This is a genomic window from Glutamicibacter nicotianae, assembly GCF_002797775.1.
Classification (GTDB): Bacteria; Actinomycetota; Actinomycetes; order Actinomycetales; family Micrococcaceae; genus Glutamicibacter; species Glutamicibacter nicotianae.
Genome location: NZ_PGEY01000001.1, coordinates 1,852,195 through 1,869,303, shown reverse-complemented (window position 1 = coordinate 1,869,303; position 17,109 = coordinate 1,852,195). Strand labels below are relative to the sequence as shown.

19 protein-coding genes and 2 tRNA genes are annotated in these 17,109 nt (G+C 60.9%); 11 read left to right on the top strand and 10 right to left on the bottom strand.

The features are described 5' to 3' along the window. Positions 1-371 precede the first annotated feature (371 nt). Positions 372-443 (top strand) — tRNA-Thr (locus ATK23_RS08695). Positions 444-490: 47 nt separating this feature from the next. Then, positions 491-567, top strand: a tRNA-Met gene (locus tag ATK23_RS08690). Between the two features lie 93 nt (positions 568-660). Here ATK23_RS08690 and ATK23_RS08685 read toward each other — a convergent pair. Beyond that, entirely contained in the window at positions 661-1,437 is a 777-nt protein-coding gene (locus ATK23_RS08685) for a GTP pyrophosphokinase (RefSeq protein WP_066140810.1), read from the bottom strand. 240 nt (positions 1,438-1,677) lie between these two features. Here ATK23_RS08685 and ATK23_RS08680 point away from each other — a divergent pair, with 240 nt between their 5' ends. The 7 genes from ATK23_RS08680 to ATK23_RS08650 all read left to right on the top strand — a co-directional run bounded on the left by ATK23_RS08680 (position 1,678) and on the right by ATK23_RS08650 (position 6,860). Further along, positions 1,678-2,619, top strand: coding sequence for a DUF2797 domain-containing protein (locus ATK23_RS08680; RefSeq protein ID WP_083515555.1), 942 nt, complete (start codon positions 1,678-1,680; stop codon positions 2,617-2,619). 84 nt (positions 2,620-2,703) lie between these two features. Further along, positions 2,704-2,979 (top strand): hypothetical protein, encoded by a 276-nt coding sequence (locus tag ATK23_RS08675; RefSeq protein ID WP_038992239.1) that lies wholly within the window; start codon positions 2,704-2,706, stop codon positions 2,977-2,979. 101 nt (positions 2,980-3,080) lie between these two features. Further along, positions 3,081-3,527, top strand: a complete 447-nt coding sequence (locus ATK23_RS08670; protein ID WP_066140804.1) for an FAS1-like dehydratase domain-containing protein — start codon at positions 3,081-3,083, stop codon at positions 3,525-3,527. Positions 3,528-3,529: 2 nt separating this feature from the next. Continuing rightward, positions 3,530-3,970 carry a MaoC family dehydratase gene (locus tag ATK23_RS08665; RefSeq protein WP_038992237.1) on the top strand — a complete coding sequence of 147 codons (441 nt, stop codon included), beginning with the start codon at positions 3,530-3,532 and terminating at the stop codon, positions 3,968-3,970. A 2-nt stretch (positions 3,971-3,972) separates the two neighbouring features. Next, positions 3,973-5,175, top strand: coding sequence for an MFS transporter (locus ATK23_RS08660; protein ID WP_066140801.1), 1,203 nt, complete (start codon positions 3,973-3,975; stop codon positions 5,173-5,175). 55 nt (positions 5,176-5,230) lie between these two features. Then, a complete protein-coding gene (locus ATK23_RS08655; RefSeq protein ID WP_066140799.1) occupies positions 5,231-6,292 on the top strand; it encodes a UDP-N-acetylmuramate dehydrogenase in 1,062 nt (353 codons plus the stop codon). A gap of 43 nt (positions 6,293-6,335) precedes the next feature. Then, a complete protein-coding gene (locus ATK23_RS08650) occupies positions 6,336-6,860 on the top strand; it encodes a GNAT family N-acetyltransferase (protein ID WP_066140796.1) in 525 nt (174 codons plus the stop codon). An 84-nt stretch (positions 6,861-6,944) separates the two neighbouring features. Here ATK23_RS08650 and asd read toward each other — a convergent pair whose 3' ends face one another. The 9 genes from asd to ATK23_RS08605 all read right to left on the bottom strand — a co-directional run bounded on the left by asd (position 6,945) and on the right by ATK23_RS08605 (position 15,359). Further along, on the bottom strand, positions 6,945-8,063 hold the full coding sequence (gene asd, locus ATK23_RS08645; RefSeq protein WP_066140793.1) for an aspartate-semialdehyde dehydrogenase: 1,119 nt from the start codon (positions 8,061-8,063) through the stop codon (positions 6,945-6,947). Between the two features lie 112 nt (positions 8,064-8,175). Then, positions 8,176-8,403 (bottom strand): NF038396 family protein, encoded by a 228-nt coding sequence (locus ATK23_RS08640; RefSeq protein ID WP_038992232.1) that lies wholly within the window; start codon positions 8,401-8,403, stop codon positions 8,176-8,178. 7 nt (positions 8,404-8,410) lie between these two features. Then, the gene (locus ATK23_RS08635; RefSeq protein WP_066140790.1) at positions 8,411-8,986 is read right to left on the bottom strand and encodes a dihydrofolate reductase; all 576 of its coding nucleotides are present in this window, start codon (positions 8,984-8,986) and stop codon (positions 8,411-8,413) included. Next, complete coding sequence (locus ATK23_RS08630; RefSeq protein ID WP_066141367.1) at positions 8,983-9,792, bottom strand: thymidylate synthase; 810 nt, start codon at positions 9,790-9,792, stop codon at positions 8,983-8,985. Before ATK23_RS08630 ends, ATK23_RS08635 begins: the two co-directional genes overlap by 4 nt. Before the next feature lie 109 nt (positions 9,793-9,901). Beyond that, positions 9,902-10,234: a GNAT family N-acetyltransferase gene (locus ATK23_RS08625; RefSeq protein WP_066140787.1), complete on the bottom strand. Its 333-nt coding sequence runs from the start codon at positions 10,232-10,234 to the stop codon at positions 9,902-9,904. A 139-nt stretch (positions 10,235-10,373) separates the two neighbouring features. Next, on the bottom strand, positions 10,374-11,381 hold the full coding sequence (locus tag ATK23_RS08620) for an NUDIX hydrolase (protein WP_233125253.1): 1,008 nt from the start codon (positions 11,379-11,381) through the stop codon (positions 10,374-10,376). Then, positions 11,381-13,597 (bottom strand): RNA degradosome polyphosphate kinase, encoded by a 2,217-nt coding sequence (locus ATK23_RS08615; protein ID WP_066140784.1) that lies wholly within the window; start codon positions 13,595-13,597, stop codon positions 11,381-11,383. The genes ATK23_RS08620 and ATK23_RS08615 overlap by 1 nt, the downstream gene beginning before the upstream one ends. An 84-nt stretch (positions 13,598-13,681) precedes the next feature. Then, the gene (mshD, locus tag ATK23_RS08610) at positions 13,682-14,638 is read right to left on the bottom strand and encodes a mycothiol synthase (protein ID WP_066140780.1); all 957 of its coding nucleotides are present in this window, start codon (positions 14,636-14,638) and stop codon (positions 13,682-13,684) included. Between the two features lie 52 nt (positions 14,639-14,690). Further along, the gene (locus tag ATK23_RS08605; RefSeq protein ID WP_038992228.1) at positions 14,691-15,359 is read right to left on the bottom strand and encodes a winged helix-turn-helix domain-containing protein; all 669 of its coding nucleotides are present in this window, start codon (positions 15,357-15,359) and stop codon (positions 14,691-14,693) included. Between the two features lie 198 nt (positions 15,360-15,557). Between ATK23_RS08605 and ATK23_RS08600 the strand changes: the two genes are divergently transcribed. Both ATK23_RS08600 and ATK23_RS08595 read left to right on the top strand, forming a co-directional pair. Then, entirely contained in the window at positions 15,558-16,226 is a 669-nt protein-coding gene (locus ATK23_RS08600; RefSeq protein WP_066140777.1) for a hypothetical protein, read from the top strand. Between the two features lie 266 nt (positions 16,227-16,492). Then, the gene (locus ATK23_RS08595; protein ID WP_066140775.1) at positions 16,493-17,107 is read left to right on the top strand and encodes a heme-binding beta-barrel domain-containing protein; all 615 of its coding nucleotides are present in this window, start codon (positions 16,493-16,495) and stop codon (positions 17,105-17,107) included. Positions 17,108-17,109: the final 2 nt, after the last annotated feature.

Below are 17,109 nucleotides of genomic sequence, written 5' to 3'. Positions count from 1 at the left end.
ACCCACCGGATGCCGCGCACCCAGCCGGATGTCGCGCACCCTTCCGGACGACCCGTGGCCCTGGAGTTCGCGGGGGCAGGGGGAGTGTTCTCTTCTGGAGTATTTGTGTTGGAAGATTTGCCGGCTGCCTCAAAGGAATTCGGCGCGGAACCCTATCCTGTAAGCCTGAGCGAAGCGGCGATTGACCGCGAGGGGCAACCCAGTGAGCATCGTCACCAGAACACTTTTTGTCCCAGCCTTCGTCCCTGATTGCCTTCAAGCTCTGGCTAAAACCGTTTTGACTAGTAGTTTTATGGAAATCTCCGGGCGCTTTCCAGATCGGTTTGCCGATTTTTCTTTGCCGGGAAATGCGTGTAGAGTATTTACTCGTTGCCCCCTTAGCTCAGTGGTAGAGCGCGTTCTTGGTAAGAACGAGGTCGCCGGATCGATTCCGGCAGGGGGCTCTGAGTGAGAAGCTTTCTTGGCTTCTACTGGATTGTTTCTCACTTGTGGCGGCGTAGCTCAGCTGGTTAGAGCGCACGACTCATAATCGTGAGGTCCCGGGATCGAGTCCCGGCGCCGCTACCAAATCAAAGATCCTCAGCTTCGGCTGAGGATCTTTTTTGGTTTCCGGGTTTGAAACGGTCTTCAGCGGACCTTGAGCGCTAAAGCCATTAAGGCTTAGTTGTCGTTACACTTTTCGGGGCCTCTGGTGCTGGCTTGCTGTACCAGCGACAGCAGTCCTTGGAAGACCTTCGTATCGAAAGTCGCCTCGTGGCCTGCTTGGTCATTGGCATCATGGCCGTGTACTTCGGTATGCAACCGTTGCATTTGCATATCGAGTTTCGTTGCAACAGCTGCCGCATCGGCGAGCTCCTGTACCAGATGCTCTGGAACCTCGCCCTCGTACTTGTAGAAAATCTTATGTTTCAGGCTTGCCCAGAAGTCCTGGGCGATGGTGCGGATCTGCAACTCCACTACAACGTCGACAGGGCCGTCGGACAAGAAGACCGGAATTTGCACAATCGCATGAACACTTTTATAGCCGCTAGGCTCCGGGTTCTTGATGTAATCCTTGATCTGGATGACCTTCAGGTCATTTTGAGCGGTCAAGGTGTTCAGAACCTTATAGATGTCCTTGACGAAACTGCAGGTGATGCGCACACCCGCAATATCGCTGAGGTTCTCGCGTATGGCAGTAAGAGACGGTGCGACATTCCGGCGGGCAACCTTGCGCATGATGCTCTCCGGAGTTTTCACCCGGGAACTGACATGTTCGATTGGATTGTATTTGTGCAAGTACAAGAACTCTTCGCGCAAGATCGAGACCTTGGTCAGTACTTCGTCCACCGCAAACTGGTATTCCATCATGAAGCGCTGGAAATCATGGTGGAAGGCCTTCGTCAATCCCTGCAACTCAGCCGGGGAAGGGGTAGTTCCAGCAGCTGAGATTGCCACTGCACGCGTCTCGTCATCAAATGGGACAGAAATCCTGGATCACCTCAACAGATTGTGGCCCGGCCCGCGGTACGTTTCCGGTGCAGTTTCAGCCTACGGGCATCTCCTAAGAATTAGGCCAGAACCAATCGGGAATTTGTTCAGCTAACTTTCGGACTTTGTGCATCGGCCAACCTGTCCGCCGGACCTGGCCATCTGCGGTGAACTATCGTTGGGAGGGGAAACTTCAGAAAGGTCCTGATGGAATTCGCTTCAGCTACCCGGCAGCTATGCCACGGCATTAGCTTCGCAGGACATGAACCCGCCCCGATGCTCCGGCTGCGCAGCGGTGAAACCTGGGGTACCGAGTACCTGGAAGCGGGGCGTTCACTGGCCCTGGAGATCGGAGAACTGAAGTTCTGCCTGGGCTACATCACGATGAAGGCCGACGGCTCGCGCAATACGCTGCCGTGCCCCAAGAACCAGGCCCTGCGCACCGGTACCCAATGCGAGAGCTGCCGCCGGCTGGACCAGTCGAAGTTCATGCACCATTTCCACAAGACGGGCGAAGCCCCCGAAGGCCTTCGCAAGTACCTGGAACAGCCGCACTTCTTGTATATAGCCAGCTTCGCCCACGGCGCGACCAAGGTCGGCACCACCTCGACCAGTAGCAAGTGGACCCGGCTGGCGCAGCAGGGCGCGGTCATTGCGCGTTATGTCGCCCGCGCCAACGACGGGGCGGCCATCCGGGTGCTCGAAGACCTGGTCACCGAGCATGTGGGCCTGAGCCAGCAGGTGAGGCAGAAGTCCAAGGTCAAGGGCTTGGCTAGCTGGGAACTGGACTACGCCCAGCTTGATCAGATCAACGCCGACGCAGCAGGCAGGGCCCGGGACTTCCTCGGCACGCAGCGGGGCTTGGAGGCCTACGGCGTGCAATTGCGTGACGAGCTGTGGGAGCAGCCGGCTTTCGCCCGCCCAGTCATTGGCGCCTGGGATGCGCATGCGCTGCATGCCTGGACCACGGCCCTGCCCGGAAGCACCGTGAACCTGCGCATCCGCGGTGTGCTGGGACAGAGCATCCTCGCCGACAGCGGCGATGGCACCACCCTGCGCGTGCTGGATGCCTCCGAGCTGAAAACCCGCGCGGTCGCGGTGGTGGAGCAGCGCGGTGACTTCAAGGAAGAGCAATCCGCCTTGTTCTGAGGCCGGAGCGCTGTCGGGGGAGTCACGCGGAAATGCCCCGGCGGCAATGAGCGCTCCCGGCCCGGGCTGAACTAGACTTGAGCCATGACCAATACTCCTTGGGAATCCGCCTCGCCGCGCTACAAGAAGCTCGTCTTCGCCGCCATGGGCATCATGGGCGTGGGCATCATCCTGGCCATCATCGGCGCCAACATTCCGTCCCTGCCCACGGTCTACACCGCGATCGGCATCATGGTCATCGGCATGCTCTGCCACATCGCCAGCCTGGTTGTCCGGGCCAAGGACGCACGCCAGTGGCGCATCGAGAATGGCCTTGCCGCACCACGGACCAACAAGCGCCCCTCCGACGGGCAGAACTAGGCTCCCGCAAGAATTCCACAGTGTGACCGGGCAGCTGCGCCCGGATTTCGTATCCGGCGGCATCCACGCCCGGCCACGTCCAACAACGTTCAGGAGAACCCATGGGCATCAACCCTGACCTGGTAGGGCGCATCTACCCTGCCGGCGAGTCCTACCAGGTAGGCCGCGAGAAGATCCGCGAATTCGCCGCCGCCACCAAAGCCGCCAACCGGGCGCACTACGACGTGCAGGCAGCCCGCAAGCTGGGCTACAGCGACGTTGTCGCCCCGCCGACCTTCGCAATCATCATCGCACAGCGGGCCGATGCGCAGCTGATCTCCGACCCGGCCAGCGGCATCGACTTCTCCCGCGTGGTGCATGCCGACCAGCGATTCACCCACCACCGACCGATCGTGGCGGGTGATGAACTGCTCGTCGAGCTCTACGTGGACCAGGTCCGCGAGATGGGCGCCGGCGCGATGATCACCACCCGCGCCGAAATCACCACCGCGGCCGGCGAGAAAATCGCCACCACCGTTTCATCGCTACTGGTACGAGCTGAGGACTAAGCATGATTGAATTCGACAGCCTCGAAAAGGGACAGGTCATTGGATCGCACACGGTGCAGGTCAACCGCGCGGACCTGGTTCGCTATGCCGGAGCTTCGGGCGACTTCAACCCGATCCACTGGAATGAGCGCTTCGCCAAGGAGGTGGAACTGCCTTCGGTGATCGCCCATGGCATGTTCACCATGGGTTCGGTCATCGACCTGGTCTCGCAGTGGGTAGGGAACCCGGGCGCCATCATCGACTACCAGACCCGCTTCACCAAGCCGGTCGTCGTCGAGGACCCGGAAGGCTCCAACCCATCGGAGCATGAAGGCACCACCATCTCGGTGGAAGGCAAGGTCGGCGCCTTGGACGCCGAAGCCCGCACCGCCCGCATCGACTTGGCAGTCTCGGCCGATGGAGCCAAGGTGCTGCTCAAGTGCCAAGCAGTGGTGCAGCTCTAGGCATGCAGCTTCCAGGTGATGCGCAGCGGCCGGCAACCCAGTGGCGCAATGCGCTGATGGCCGCCTACCTGGCCAGCGGCCTGCTGATCTCGGCCCTGGTCTCGCGCTTGCCGGCGGTGCGCGACGCCCTGGCGCTGGACCACGCCAGTGTCGGCCTGCTGCTGCTGTGCCTGAGCGCAGGGTCCTTCCTGTCCGTGTCGGTCTCGGGGCAGCTGGTCCTGCGGCTGGGCGCCACCAGCGTCATGCGCATCGCCGCGACCCTGGCCGGCGGCTCGCTGATCCTCGTCGGCGTCGGTGCCGGGATCTTCGGCAGCGTCGTCATCTGCGGCATCTTCCTCTTCGCCCAGGGACTGGGCACTGCCTCTTGGAATGTCGCCTCCAACGTCCAAGGCGCGGCCATGGAACGGGCCCTGGGCAAGAGCATCATGCCTGCCCTGCACGGCTTCTTCTCCATTGGCACGGTAATCGGCGCCGGCGCCGGCGCGCTGGGCGCACGCCTGCAGATCCCGCTGCAGTACCACTACGGCTTCATGGGCCTTCTCATCATCGCCACGGTCCTGTTCAGCGCACGATTCTACGGCGAAGACTTCAGCCGGACCCCGCGCACCAGCAGCAACGGGTCCTCGCTGAAGAAGGCCTGGACCGAACCGCAGACGGTGCTCCTGGGCGTGCTGGTGCTGGGCATGGCCCTGGCCGAAGGCGCTGCCGGAGACTGGGTGGCCATGGCGCTGGTGGACGGATACCAGACGAAGGAAGGCGTGGGCGCCATCGGCTACGGCGTCTTCGTGGCCGCCATGACCCTGACCCGCCTGCTCTCCGGCGATTTGATCCTGCGGATGGGCAGGGTTTTCATGATCCGTGCCAGCGCCATCAGCGCGCTGGTTGGCGTGCTGCTCTTCGCCTTCGGCAACAATCTGCCCCTGGCCTTCGTGGCCTTGGCCATCTGGGGCATGGGCGTGGCCCTGACCTTCCCGTTGGCCATGAGCGCTGCCTCGGATGATCCGGTGCATGCCGCGACCCGCGTCTCGGTGGTGTCCACCATCGGGTACGGCGCGTTCCTCGGCGGCCCGCCACTGCTGGGTCTGCTGGCCGAAGTCATCGGGCTGCTGCCGGCCTTGGGCTCCATCTCCATCCTGGTGGTTGTGGCCTTCTGCCTGTCCTCGAATGCCGCCGCAAGCCGTGCCGGCGGCGAGCCCAAGGCCTAACTGGCCGAGCAGGAAGCCCACCCCTACCTCCTCATACGGAAAGTAAACTGAAGCAATGCTGAAGAACCTGACCACGACCCGCGTCGGCGGGCCAGCCCGGCAAATGGTGACCGCAACCAGCGAAGCTGAACTGGCTCACGCAGTAGCCGCCGCGGATGCCGCAGGGCAGGACGTCCTGCTCATTGGCGGGGGGTCCAACCTGGTGATCTCCGATGAGGGCTTCCCGGGTGTTGCCGTGCAGATTGCCACCCGTGGATTGCACCTGGACGAGCAGCCGAATGGCAAGGTGCTGCTGCGTGCCGCCGCCGGCGAGAACTGGGACACGACAGTTGAATACAGCTTGGCTGAGGGCCTGAGCGGGCTGGAAGCGCTCTCGGGCATCCCAGGGTGCACCGGTGCCACCCCGGTGCAGAACGTTGGAGCCTACGGTGCAGACGTGTCCCAGTCCTTGGCGTGGGTGCGCGCCTATGACCGCGAGAGCGACCAGGTGCTCAAGCTGGATAACGCCGAGCTTGAATTCGCCTACCGGGAGTCGCTCATCAAGCGCACCAGCACCAATGGGTCCCCGCGCTATGTGGTCCTGGAGGTGGCGTTCCTGCTGGCCCGCGAGAACGAATCGGCTCCGATCCGCTACGCAGAGCTGGCCCGCCGGCTCGGGGTTGAAGCCGGAGACCGCGCCAACGCGCTCCAAGTGCGTCAAACAGTGCTCGAATTGCGCCGTTCCAAGGGCATGGTCTTTGATATCTTGGACGCCGACTCGCATTCCACCGGTTCCTTCTTCACCAACCCCATCGTTGAATCCAGCGTCCTGGACAAGCTTCCGCCGAACGCCCCGAACTACCCGGTGGAACGGGCCGGCTTCGTGAAGCTGTCCGCTGCGTGGCTTATCGACCAGGCCGGTTTCTCCAAGGGCTACGGCTTGGAGGGGACCGGCGGATTCGCGCTCGCCGATGGCCGCGCTTCGCTGTCCACCAAGCACACGCTGGCCATCACCAACCGCGGGGAAGCCACTGCCCAGGACATTCTGGCCATCGCCCGCTCAGTACGTGCCGGCGTGCAGGAACGTTTTGGGATCGAACTGGTCAACGAGCCGTTGCTGATTGGCGAAGGGCTCTAAGCGAAATGCTTCCTGGTGGTTGCCGGGGCAAGGGAGGAATGCCGTGGCGGAAGTATCCCTGCGCAAGCTCTGTCCAGCAGATATCGACCTGCTGGAGGTGAACTTCCAATCCGTCCAGGGCGCCGGCGAAGCCCAATGGTTCGGCTTCTGGGATACCAGCAAGCTGCGCTACCGCGTGGCCCAAGACCAGATGATCAGCAGCGCTGACGGTGCGCTGGCAGTTTGCCTGGGAGAGCAGGTCATCGGCAAAGCCGATTGGTTCACCGTCACGTCGCGGGGCCGGGCCAACACCTCTGACTGCTGGGAAATCGCCATCGGCATCTTTGCCGAGTTCCGCGGCCAGGGCCTTGGCACCCGAGCGCAGGAGTTGCTTGTCGATTACTTGTTCTCCCATTACCCGCGGCATCGGATTCAGGCCACGACAGCTGCTGAAAACCTGGCTGAGCAGAGGTGCCTGGAGAAGCTGGGGTTCACCCGCGAGGGTGTCATCCGGCAAGCGCAGTGGCGTGCCGGTGCGTGGCATGACCAGCTGATCTATTCGCTGCTCAGGGATGAGTTGGCCCGCTAGCGCTCACCTGCAGGAAAATGGCACACAGCCCGGAACAGAAATCTTGTTCCGGGCTGTGTGCCATCGTTTGCGCTTCAGGGATGGCTAGAGGCGGCCCTGGGCGATAGCGAGCATGCGACGCAGCGGCTCCGCTGCGCCCCACAGCAGCTGGTCGCCGACGGTGAAGGCCGAAATGTATTCCGGGCCCATTTCCAGCTTGCGGATGCGGCCTACCGGGATGTCCAAGGTGCCTGAAGCCGCGACCGGAGTCAGCTTATCCACGGTCGCTTCCTTCTCGTTCGGGATGACCTTGGCCCACTCGTTGTCGGCTGCCAGCAGCGACTCGATTTCGGAGACCGGCAGGTCTTCCTTCAGCTTCAGCGTCAGTGCCTGCGAGTGCGAACGCATGGCGCCAATGCGGACGCACAGTCCGTCCATGATGATCTGCTGGTCGCCGGAAGTCTGCAGGATCTTGTTGGTCTCAACGCCTGCCTTCCATTCCTCGCGGGACTGGCCGTTGCCCAGATCCGCGTCGATCCATGGGATCAGCGAGCCGCCCAGCGGTACGCCGAACTGGGAAGCGTCGAGGTTTCCGCGCTGGGTTTCCAGGACCTTGCGGTCGATTTCCAGGATGGCGCTTGCCGGGTCAGCCAGTTCGCTGCCCACCGATGCGTTGATGTCGCCGAACTGGGTGAGCAGTTCGCGCATGTGGCGGGCTCCGCCGCCGGAAGCGGCCTGGTAGGTCATCGCGGTGCCCCACTCGACCAGGTTGTTCTTGAACAACCCGCCCAAGCCCATGAGCATGCACGAGACGGTGCAGTTGCCGCCGATGTAGTCCTTGGTGCCAGCGGCCAAGGATTCGTCGATCACCGAGCGGTTGACCGGGTCCAGGACGATGACGGAATCATCGTTCATGCGCAGCGAGGACGCGGCATCGATCCACAGACCGTCCCAGCCGGACTTGCGCAGCTCGGTGTGAACCTTGGTTGTGTAGTCGCCACCCTGGGCGGTGACGATAATCGGCAACTTCGACAGCGTGTCAATGTCGAACGCGTCCTGCAGCGGGCCGGCGCCCTCAGCGAATGCCGGGGCGTTGCCGCCAGCATTGGAAGTCGAGAAAAATACCGGGTCGATCTGGGCAAAATCGCCTTCGTCGAGCATGCGCTGCATCAGCACGGATCCAACCATGCCTCGGTAACCTACAAAACCAACAGATGAAGTCATGTCTCCATGGTAGGTGCGATGATCGGGCAGAGCCCGGTTCGTTACAAGAGTTAAAGCAGAATCACACCCAAGCCCCAGCAGGGTTCAGGTGTGATTCGGTACAGCGAAAGTTTTACTTTTCCTCAAGCAGCAGCTTGCGGTTCTTGATCGCCCACATCGCCGAGAAGATGAAGATCTGCGTGGGAACCAGCAATAGGATCAGTCCGAAAATCTTGTGGCCGCCCAGAACCATGAAGAAGCCGAGTACGGCCACTACCAATGCCAGCAGCGGGAAGAGCATGTATCCGAGAATGAAGAGTGCCTCGGGGTGCTGCTTGAGCTCTCCGATGTATTTTTTCATGGTCGTTCTAGTCCTTTTGGCGAAGCCAGGTTTCAAAGCGGTAGCGGGTACCGGTGGAGGAAGTATGCCAACGGGCAGCTTCCGATTCTTGGGATGGATCGCAAGCACCCAGAACGAAGTCGGCGGTGAGCGCGGGTGCAGAGGTGTCTCCTTCGGGGGAGACATCAAGCTTGGTGACCACTGCGAGGTCCAGCAGGGCCAGTGCCTGTGCGTAGACCTTGCCGCCGCCAATGATCCAGACTTCTTCGCCGCCTTCGCTGCGCTGTGCCAGGGCAACGGCTTCTTCCAGGCTCGAGACGGGTACTGCGCCATCCTCGCGGAGTTGCCCATGGGCATCGGCCTGAGTGGTCAGCACGATGTTGGTGCGGCCTGGCAGGGGGCGAAACTTCGCCGGGAATGAGTTCCATGTGGTGCGGCCCATGATTACCGGATGGCCTGCGGTGGTGCGCTTGAAGTGGGCCAGATCCTCGGGAACATGCCATGGCATAGCACCGCCAGCGCCAATGATGCCGTTCTCGGCTTGGGCCCAAATGGCGCCAATTAGCGGTTGCGCTTCGTGCGCGTGGCGCGGATTGGAGGTCATACGGCTACGGTTCCCTTGATGGTCGGGTGGTGCTGGTAGTCGTTGACGCTGAAATCTTCCTGCGTGTAGTGGAAGATCGACTCTGGCTTGGAATTGAAGCTGAGCGTCGGGTATGGGTAAGGATCGCGGGAGAGCTGTTCCTTTACCTGTTCCAAGTGGTTGGTGTAGATGTGCACGTCGCCGCCGGTCCAGATGAACTCGCCTGGTTCCAGATCGAGCTGGTGCGCTAGCATGCGGGTGAGCAGGGCATAGGAGGCGATGTTGAAAGGCACGCCCAGGAACATGTCTGCACTGCGCTGGTAAAGCTGGCACGAGAGCTTGCCTTCGGCGACGTAGAACTGGAAGAACACGTGGCATGGCGGCAGCGCCATGTTGTGGATTTCTGCGACGTTCCACGCCGAGACGATGTGGCGGCGGGAGTCAGGGTTGTTGCGCAACGAGTCGACCAGCTGGGAGATCTGGTCAATGTGCCCGCCGTCTGGAGTTGGCCAGCTGCGCCATTGGACGCCGTAGACCGGGCCGAGTTCGCCGGTCTCATCAGCCCATTCGTTCCAGATGCGAACGCCTTGGTCCTGCAGCCACTTCACGTTGGACTCGCCGCGCAGGAACCACAGGAGCTCGGCAGCCACAGACTTGAAGTGCACCCGTTTGGTGGTGATCAGCGGGAAAGAATCTTTCAGATCGAAGCGGATCTGGCGGCCGAATACCGACAGGGTTCCGGTTCCGGTGCGGTCTTCCTTGGAGGCGCCGTTTTCCAGCACGTCTCGAAGCAGATCTTCATAGGGGGTCGCGATTGAACTCGTCATCATACCTGTCGTGCTGGTGGTCGGCGCTGGCTTATTCACACGTTCCAGTTTAGATCACTCGGGATGCTGCCGGAACAAGGCGCAAGGATGACCCTGCTCGCATTCGAGGCTAGCTGGCGGAAACCACCATGTCGTTGTATTCCGGGTAGCGGTGCAGGTAGTCCTGGACGTAGCTGCACTCGGGAATGATCTTCAGGCCCTCGTCGCGGAACTTGTCCAGAACCAGGGTCACCAGGGCACGAGCATATCCGCGGCGGCCGAATTCCTCATTGACGATGGTGTGCTGAATCGTGGCGATCCCGTCTTCTTCGTGGTAGCCGAGGAAGCCGACGAAAGTGGAACCGTGCCACAGAGAATAGCGGCCACGGCTTGCGTCGTGATCCAGACGCAGGCCATGGTGCACAATCTTCTCGACTGGCTGGTGCGGCTGCTTGGCAGTCATGGAATTACCTCATTCTCTGCTGTGACCTGTGTCCTATTTACAGTCTTATCCCTAATCGGAGCCAGATGCAACGGGTTGCGCCAAGCCATGAGAGAACACCTATGCACGGCATGCATTGGACGGGCAGCGGCCGCCGAGGCTAGTCGTGGTACGGCGTGTGGATCTCGAATGAGACGATGCGCGGTTTGCCGGCTTGGACCTGCTGTGCAACGATCAAGGATCCTGGTTCCAAATAGGGATCTTGATCCGGCAGCGCCTGGGCCAGTTCAGCGGTGGAGTTCTTTGCGAGGACCTCCAGTACGAAGGGCAGCACCGGTCGATGCGTGCAAATGACCTGGGAACGGTACTTGTCGAACAGCTTCTGCACGGCCTTGCGGGCTCGCTCAGGCTTGCGCGTGGCAGCATGTTCGGTCAGTGCCTTGATGCTCTTGAGGTTCAACGCGTGCAAGGCTGCGTAGGGCGTAATCGTCTGTACGCAACGCATCCACGGCGAAGAAGCCACGTGCATAGGCTTCCACGCTTCGAGCATCCGCGAAACAGCCTGCGCTTGGCGCCGTCCGGTCGCCGCCAGCGGGCGGTCGCCCTCGGCGCGCGTCCATTTGCCACGCGGCTTGGCCTTGGCATGGCGGACGATCAGCACCGGGTGCGTATCGAGCACGCCAGCGTCATGGGCCCGCACCAGGTCGTCCAGCGGCTGGTTGTCGGTGGCCGCGGACAGCATCCTGGCAGCTTTCTTGGGGCTGACCCAGCGCGTCTCGTCGCATTCTGCGCCGTCGGGTTCGATCACCGTCTGCGGATCGGTCTTGGCCGCCCAGTAGTAGACGACCTTGGTTTTCTGCCCGACTGTGTAGGCAGTGGCCGAAAGCGGGATGCCCAAGGTTATGCGCAACCCGATTTCCTCGCGGACCTCGCGCAACGCGCACTCTGCGATGGATTCGCCCTGGTCCAGCTTTCCCTTGGGCCAGGACCAGTCGTCGTACTTGGGACGGTGGATCAAGAGAACTTGCAGTTTGCCGTCCTTCAGCCTCCAGGGGATCGCCCCGGCAGCCACGATGTCGTATTCGCCAAGGCGGATTTCCTCGGCGTCTGCGGATCGGATGATGTCACGAGCCCTGGTGCGAGTATCGCGCAGCTCTGATTCGTTCACTAGCTGTTACGTCCACTGTTCCGTCGGCGGGCATGTTCTTCTACTAGCCAGAACTGGACATCGGAGAGCGACTTGCCATCCTCGTCCTGGTAATGGCGGATCCATTCTCCATCGGAGTTCAAGTGCCAGGAAGCGGTCTTGTCATCCATGTAGCGGGCCAGCAGCGTGATCATGCGGTCGATGTCTTCCGGGTTGCGCAGCGAAACCAGGGCTTCCACGCGCCGGTCCAGGTTGCGGTGCATCATGTCGGCGGAGCCGATGTACACCAGTGGATCTCCGCCATTTTCAAACATGAACACGCGGCTGTGCTCAAGGAAACGGCCAAGGATGGAACGCACTTCGATGTTCTCGCTCAGTCCGGGGACACCCGGGCGCAGGGCGCAGATGCCGCGAACAATGACTTCAACCTTGACGCCTGACTGGCTGGCCCGGTACAGCGCATCGATGATGGCTTCATCCACGATCGAGTTGACCTTGATGACGACCTTCGCCGGCTTGCCCGCGGTGGCGTTGACGATTTCCTTCTCGATGTGCGCCAGCAGTCCGGTGCGTACCGAACGCGGAGCAACCAGCAAGCGGTTGTATGTCGAGCGCGGGGCGTAGCCCGAGAGCTGGTTGAAGAGCTTGGAGATATCCTCGCCAACCTCGTCGTCGCAGGTGAGCAAGCCGAAGTCTTCGTAGTAGCGCGCGGTGCGCGGGTGGTAGTTTCCGGTGCCGATATGGCAGTAGCGGCGCAACTTGTCGCCTTCGCGGCGAACCACCAGGGAGAGCTTGGAGTGGGTTTTCAGGCCAACGATGCCGTAGACCACGTGCACTCCGGCCTGCTCCAGCTTGCGCGCCCAGGAGATGTTGGCCTGCTCGTCGAAGCGCGCCTTGATTTCCACCAGGGCCAGGACTTGCTTGCCGGCTTCTGCCGCGTCGATCAGCGCATCGACAATTGGCGAGTCGCCGCTGGTGCGGTACAGGGTTTGCTTGATGGCCATGACCTTCGGGTCAGCTGCGGCCTGTTCCAGGAAGGCCTGCACGCTGGTGGAGAAGGAATCATAGGGATGGTGAAGCAGGATGTCGCGGCGGCGTACGGCCGCGAACACATTGGCGGCCTTGGCAGTTTCCGATTCGTTCAGGTAGTTGGAAGTATGGCCGACATGCTTGGTGTAGTGCAGTTCGGAACGATCCAGCGATGCGATGACACCGAGGCCGCGCAGGTCCAATGGGGTGGGAAGCTTGAAGACCTCGTCCTCTTCCACACCTAGTTCGCGGGTGAGCAGTTCCATGATTTCGGGGTTGATGTCATCGGCGACCTCCAAGCGAACCGGTGGACCGAAGCGGCGGCGCAGCAATTCCTTCTCCAGCGCCTGCAGCAGGTTTTCTGCATCGTCTTCTTCAACTTCCAGGTCTTCGTTGCGGGTAACGCGGAAGAAGTGGTGCTCAACGATTTCCATGCCGGGGAACAGCAGCTCCAGGTGTACCGCGATGAGTGCTTCGAGCGGGATGAAGCGGGCGGTGCGCAGCGACGAGTGCGCAGCGCGGGTGCCGTCGATGCTGATCAGGCGGGCGATGGTGTCCGGCACCTTCAAGCGGGCGAAGAGTTCTTTGCCGGTCAATGGGTTGCGGACTACCACAGCCAAGTTCAGCGAGAGGCCGGAGATGTAGGGGAACGGGTGGGCGGGGTCAACGGCCAGCGGGGTGAGTATCGGGAACACCTGGGAAACGAACCATTTGGAAAGCAGTTCTCGTTCGGAGGCCGAAAGGTCTTCCCATGTGGTGATGCGGATCCCTTGCTCGGTCAAATCCGGGTAGACCGAGTCGGCGAAGACCTTGGCGTGGCGGGTCTGCAGTGCGTGGGCCGAGGAGAGCAGCAGCTCCAGCTGGTCTACCGGGTTCATGCCGTTTGCCGCTGGCACTGCCAGTCCTGCGTGGATGCGGCGCTTCAGCCCGGCAACGCGAACCATGAAGAACTCATCGAGGTTCGAGGCGAAGATGGACAGGAAGTTCACACGTTCCAGCAATGGCAGATCGGTGTCTTCGGCCAGTTCCAGTACACGGGCGTTGAAGTGCAGCCAGCTGAGCTCGCGGTCAAGGAAACGTTCATTTTTGAATCCGCCATCAGGATGCAAGTCCGGCAGCGAATCGGCAGGTTCTATGCGGTCCTCGTTGACTTTCGAAGAAGGGACATCGCGTAGTTGAGTACCAGTTTCCTTGGGGTAGCTATTCATCTGCTGAACTCACTTCTTTCCTGCAAGTGGACGCTAAAGACACCGCTCGTGGCAGTCCCGAAATAATCGGAACTGCCGATACCCCTAGTCTATCTTCTGCGGACCGTACATGATGTCGGCATCCCAAAGTGTGAAGCCCAGCGAGCGGTAGAGCTTCACCGCTGCCTCATTATCGGCATCGACGTACAGGATCACCGCATCAACGCCCAATTCAAGCAGGTAGTTGACGCCGGTGGTGGTCAAGGAACGGCCCAAGCCCAGTCCCTGCGCCTCGGGAACCACCCCGACAACATAGACTTCGCCGGTGGGACGTGCCGCGTCAGCGGAGGCAGGATGGATCTTGGTCCAGTGGTAGGCGAGCAGATTCTCCTCCGCATCGAATGCGAGGAAGAAGCCGGTTGGATCGAACCAGTCCTCGGACATGCGTGCTTCGAGGTCGTCGAGGGTCAGCGAGCCCTGCTCGGGATGGTGCGCGAAGGACTTGGCGTTGGCTTCCAGCCACTGCGGCTCATCCTCGCCAACGCGGAACGTGCGAACCGTGATGCGGCGGTCAATCGGGGATTCTTCCAAATAATCGGTGCCTTCGCGGCGCATCCGGAACAGCTCGCGTACGCGGTTCAGTCCTACGCCGGCGGCCAGCTTCTTGGCCGCCTCGTGGTCGCCGTGCGCCCACGCCTGGATTTGCGAGAGGTCCAGCAGCTCGCCGAGCTTGCCCAACAGGGCGCGGCCAATACCGGCCCGACGATGCTCAGGGTGGACCACCAGTTCCAGGACCCAAGGGTGCTCCTCGGATTCCCGAACCGCGACAGCCACACCGGCCAACGTGGAATCCGCACCTTCACCGGCTTCAGCGAGCAGTGCAATTAGATTTCCGTTTGACTCATCGGCTGCCAAGGCCACCAGGGTCTGATCACTCAACGGCGGATTGCCATCGGCTTCCTGCGCATCGAGTGCTAGTTGACGCACGTCGGACAGTACCCGTTCATCAAGCTCACCGGGGACGTGCTGAATGGAAACAGTGTTCTGTGGCAGTTCGCTCATGCATTTCACGATAGTCGCAAAATGTGGGAAGTGGGTAGGAGTTATCCGAAAGTTATGATTCGGTGTGGAAGCGGTAGCCGACGTTGCGCACCGTTCCAATGAGCTGCTCATGGTCGGTGCCGAGTTTCGCGCGCAAACGGCGCACATGCACGTCAACGGTACGGGTGCCGCCGTAGTAGTCGTAGCCCCACACCTCATGCAGCAGCTGCTCGCGGGTGAAGACCCGACCGGGAAACTGCGCGAGGTACTTGAGCAGCTCGAACTCTTTGTATGTCAGGTCCAGCATGCGGTTATCGATACGGGCGGTGTAGCTCAACTCGTCGATGCGCAGGCCCGAAGAGCTTTCGGGCTCGACCTGCGCCGGGGCAGGCGCCGATGCGCCTGAGAGCATCAGACGGATGCGTGCATCAAGTTCGGCAGGAATCGCGGAAGGCAGCAGGAAATCCGTCGCGTGCCAGTCCGAATTCAAAATGCCCAGTGCGCCTTCGCTGACAACCAGCAGCAAGGGGAGATTCAAGTTGGCGTGCAAGAGCTGTGCCAAAGAGCGAGCCGGAATCAGATCGGTGCGGGCATCGAGAATGAGCGCATCGCATTCCGGGAGTTGGCTCAGCGACTCTGTGGTTGCAGGGAAGAATGAAATCTCGTGCATCAACAGTTCAAGTGCCGGAAGAACTTCAGCGGCATTTTCGGCATGATTACTTAGGAGCAGTAGGTGAGCCAATCGGTCTGCCTCCTGCCAGATAGTTGCGAAAAAATCACTTTTACGTGTCACAGTATAAGGAATGAATCAGTTGAAGCACGCATGTGAACACGCAAGTGCGGACACATTACCGTCAGGAATCGGAATTTGAGAATCAAGGTTTTATTCAGTGGGCTCGTTGCAGCAGCACTGCTTGTCGTTGTCGCAAGTCTGGATTCGATGAGCTGGCTGATGGGTGTGCTCACCGCGGTATTGCAGCTGATTTTCGCCTATACGTGGCCCCGCATGGTTCGCTCCGATGCGCCATGGCCGATCACCATCATCTTGGCGCTATGCTCGTTGGCTGCCACGGCCTTGGCCATGTTTCTGCCGGGCGGGTCGATGATGTCACATAGCGTCGAAGTCATCGCGGTTGGCGTGCTTCTGGTATTTATCAGCCAAGTATTGCGCGGTGCAGAAGCCGAAGGCCGGTTGGCCGGCGTGGTTTCCGGTGTCACTGGCATTGTCCTGGGCGTGCTCGGTTCTGCCTGGGCCGCCAGCGCTTACGCGCCATACGGCTTTGGGTTGACCGTGATCACCGTGGTCGCGCTGCTCGGGGCCGGCGCGGTGTCTGTAACCCGACTTCCGAACCGGATGACGATGATTCTTGCGCCGGTGGTCGCTGCCGCATTGGGCGCGGCGTCCAGTGCGTTGCCCATGGATTTGCTTTGGTACCAGGGCGCGATCCTCGGGTTGCTGGCAGGACTGCTGGTTGGTTCGTTACGCGCCTTGGCTTTGGTCAGCCGCAGCGTGCGCAATCTGAGTGGAATCCTGGGCTTGGCCTGCGCCATCTTGCTGATGAGCGGTGCTGTCAGCTGGTATGCGATGGAAGTTCTGGCATTTATTTAACGGTGAGCGGTTCAAATATGATGCAAGCTGCGTCACGCGTGTCGAAGTTGTCCGGGCTCGCACGCTAAGATGAAGCCATGAATGAAAATTACCTTGCAATCGAAATTTTCTTCCAGGCACTTGTAGTGATCGCCGGTCTCGGAATGGCCGGGTTCGCGGGCCTGGTAGTGAAGCGCCTCTTCCAGGGCCAGAAGTAGAAACAGCGCACACAACAACGTGTGCGCTGTTTTCTTTTCATCACTAACTAAATTAGGAGCGAGTAGTCCATGGCCTTTGACCTACCTACGGACCTCACCCCGGAACTTGTACCTTTCGCTTGGCTCATTGGCACCTGGGAAGGTGCCGGCCGTCTTGGCGAAGGCGAAGCCGAGGACGAGTACTTCTGGCAGCAAGTCATCTTCCGCGACCTTGGCGGCCCTTACCTTGAATACCGCAGCGAAGCCTGGCTGACAGAAGCCGATGGCACGAAGCTGCGCATCCTGGCGGTTGAATCCGGATTCTGGTCGCTGGACCGCGAACAGCAGGATGCCGATGCGGGTCCTGGCATGGTGCCGGGGGATATCTTCCCGGTATTGCGTTCGGCTGACGATGTGCAGAAGCTGCACACCGAGGACGGCTTCAAGATCCAGGCGCATATCGTCCGGCCTGATGGCATCTCAGAGCTGTATTACGGCCTGATTGATGGGCCGCGTATTCAGCTTGCCACCGAGAGCCTGCTGCGCAGCAAGAATGCCCAGGCTTACGCATCGTCCACTCGCATCTACGGTCTGGTCAATGGCGAGCTGTTCTGGCGCTGGGATGTCTCCAAGGGCAATATGGACCTCCAGGCGCACGCCTCCGCGGCGCTCAAGCGTGTCACGGCCGAAGGGACGGCGAACTGATC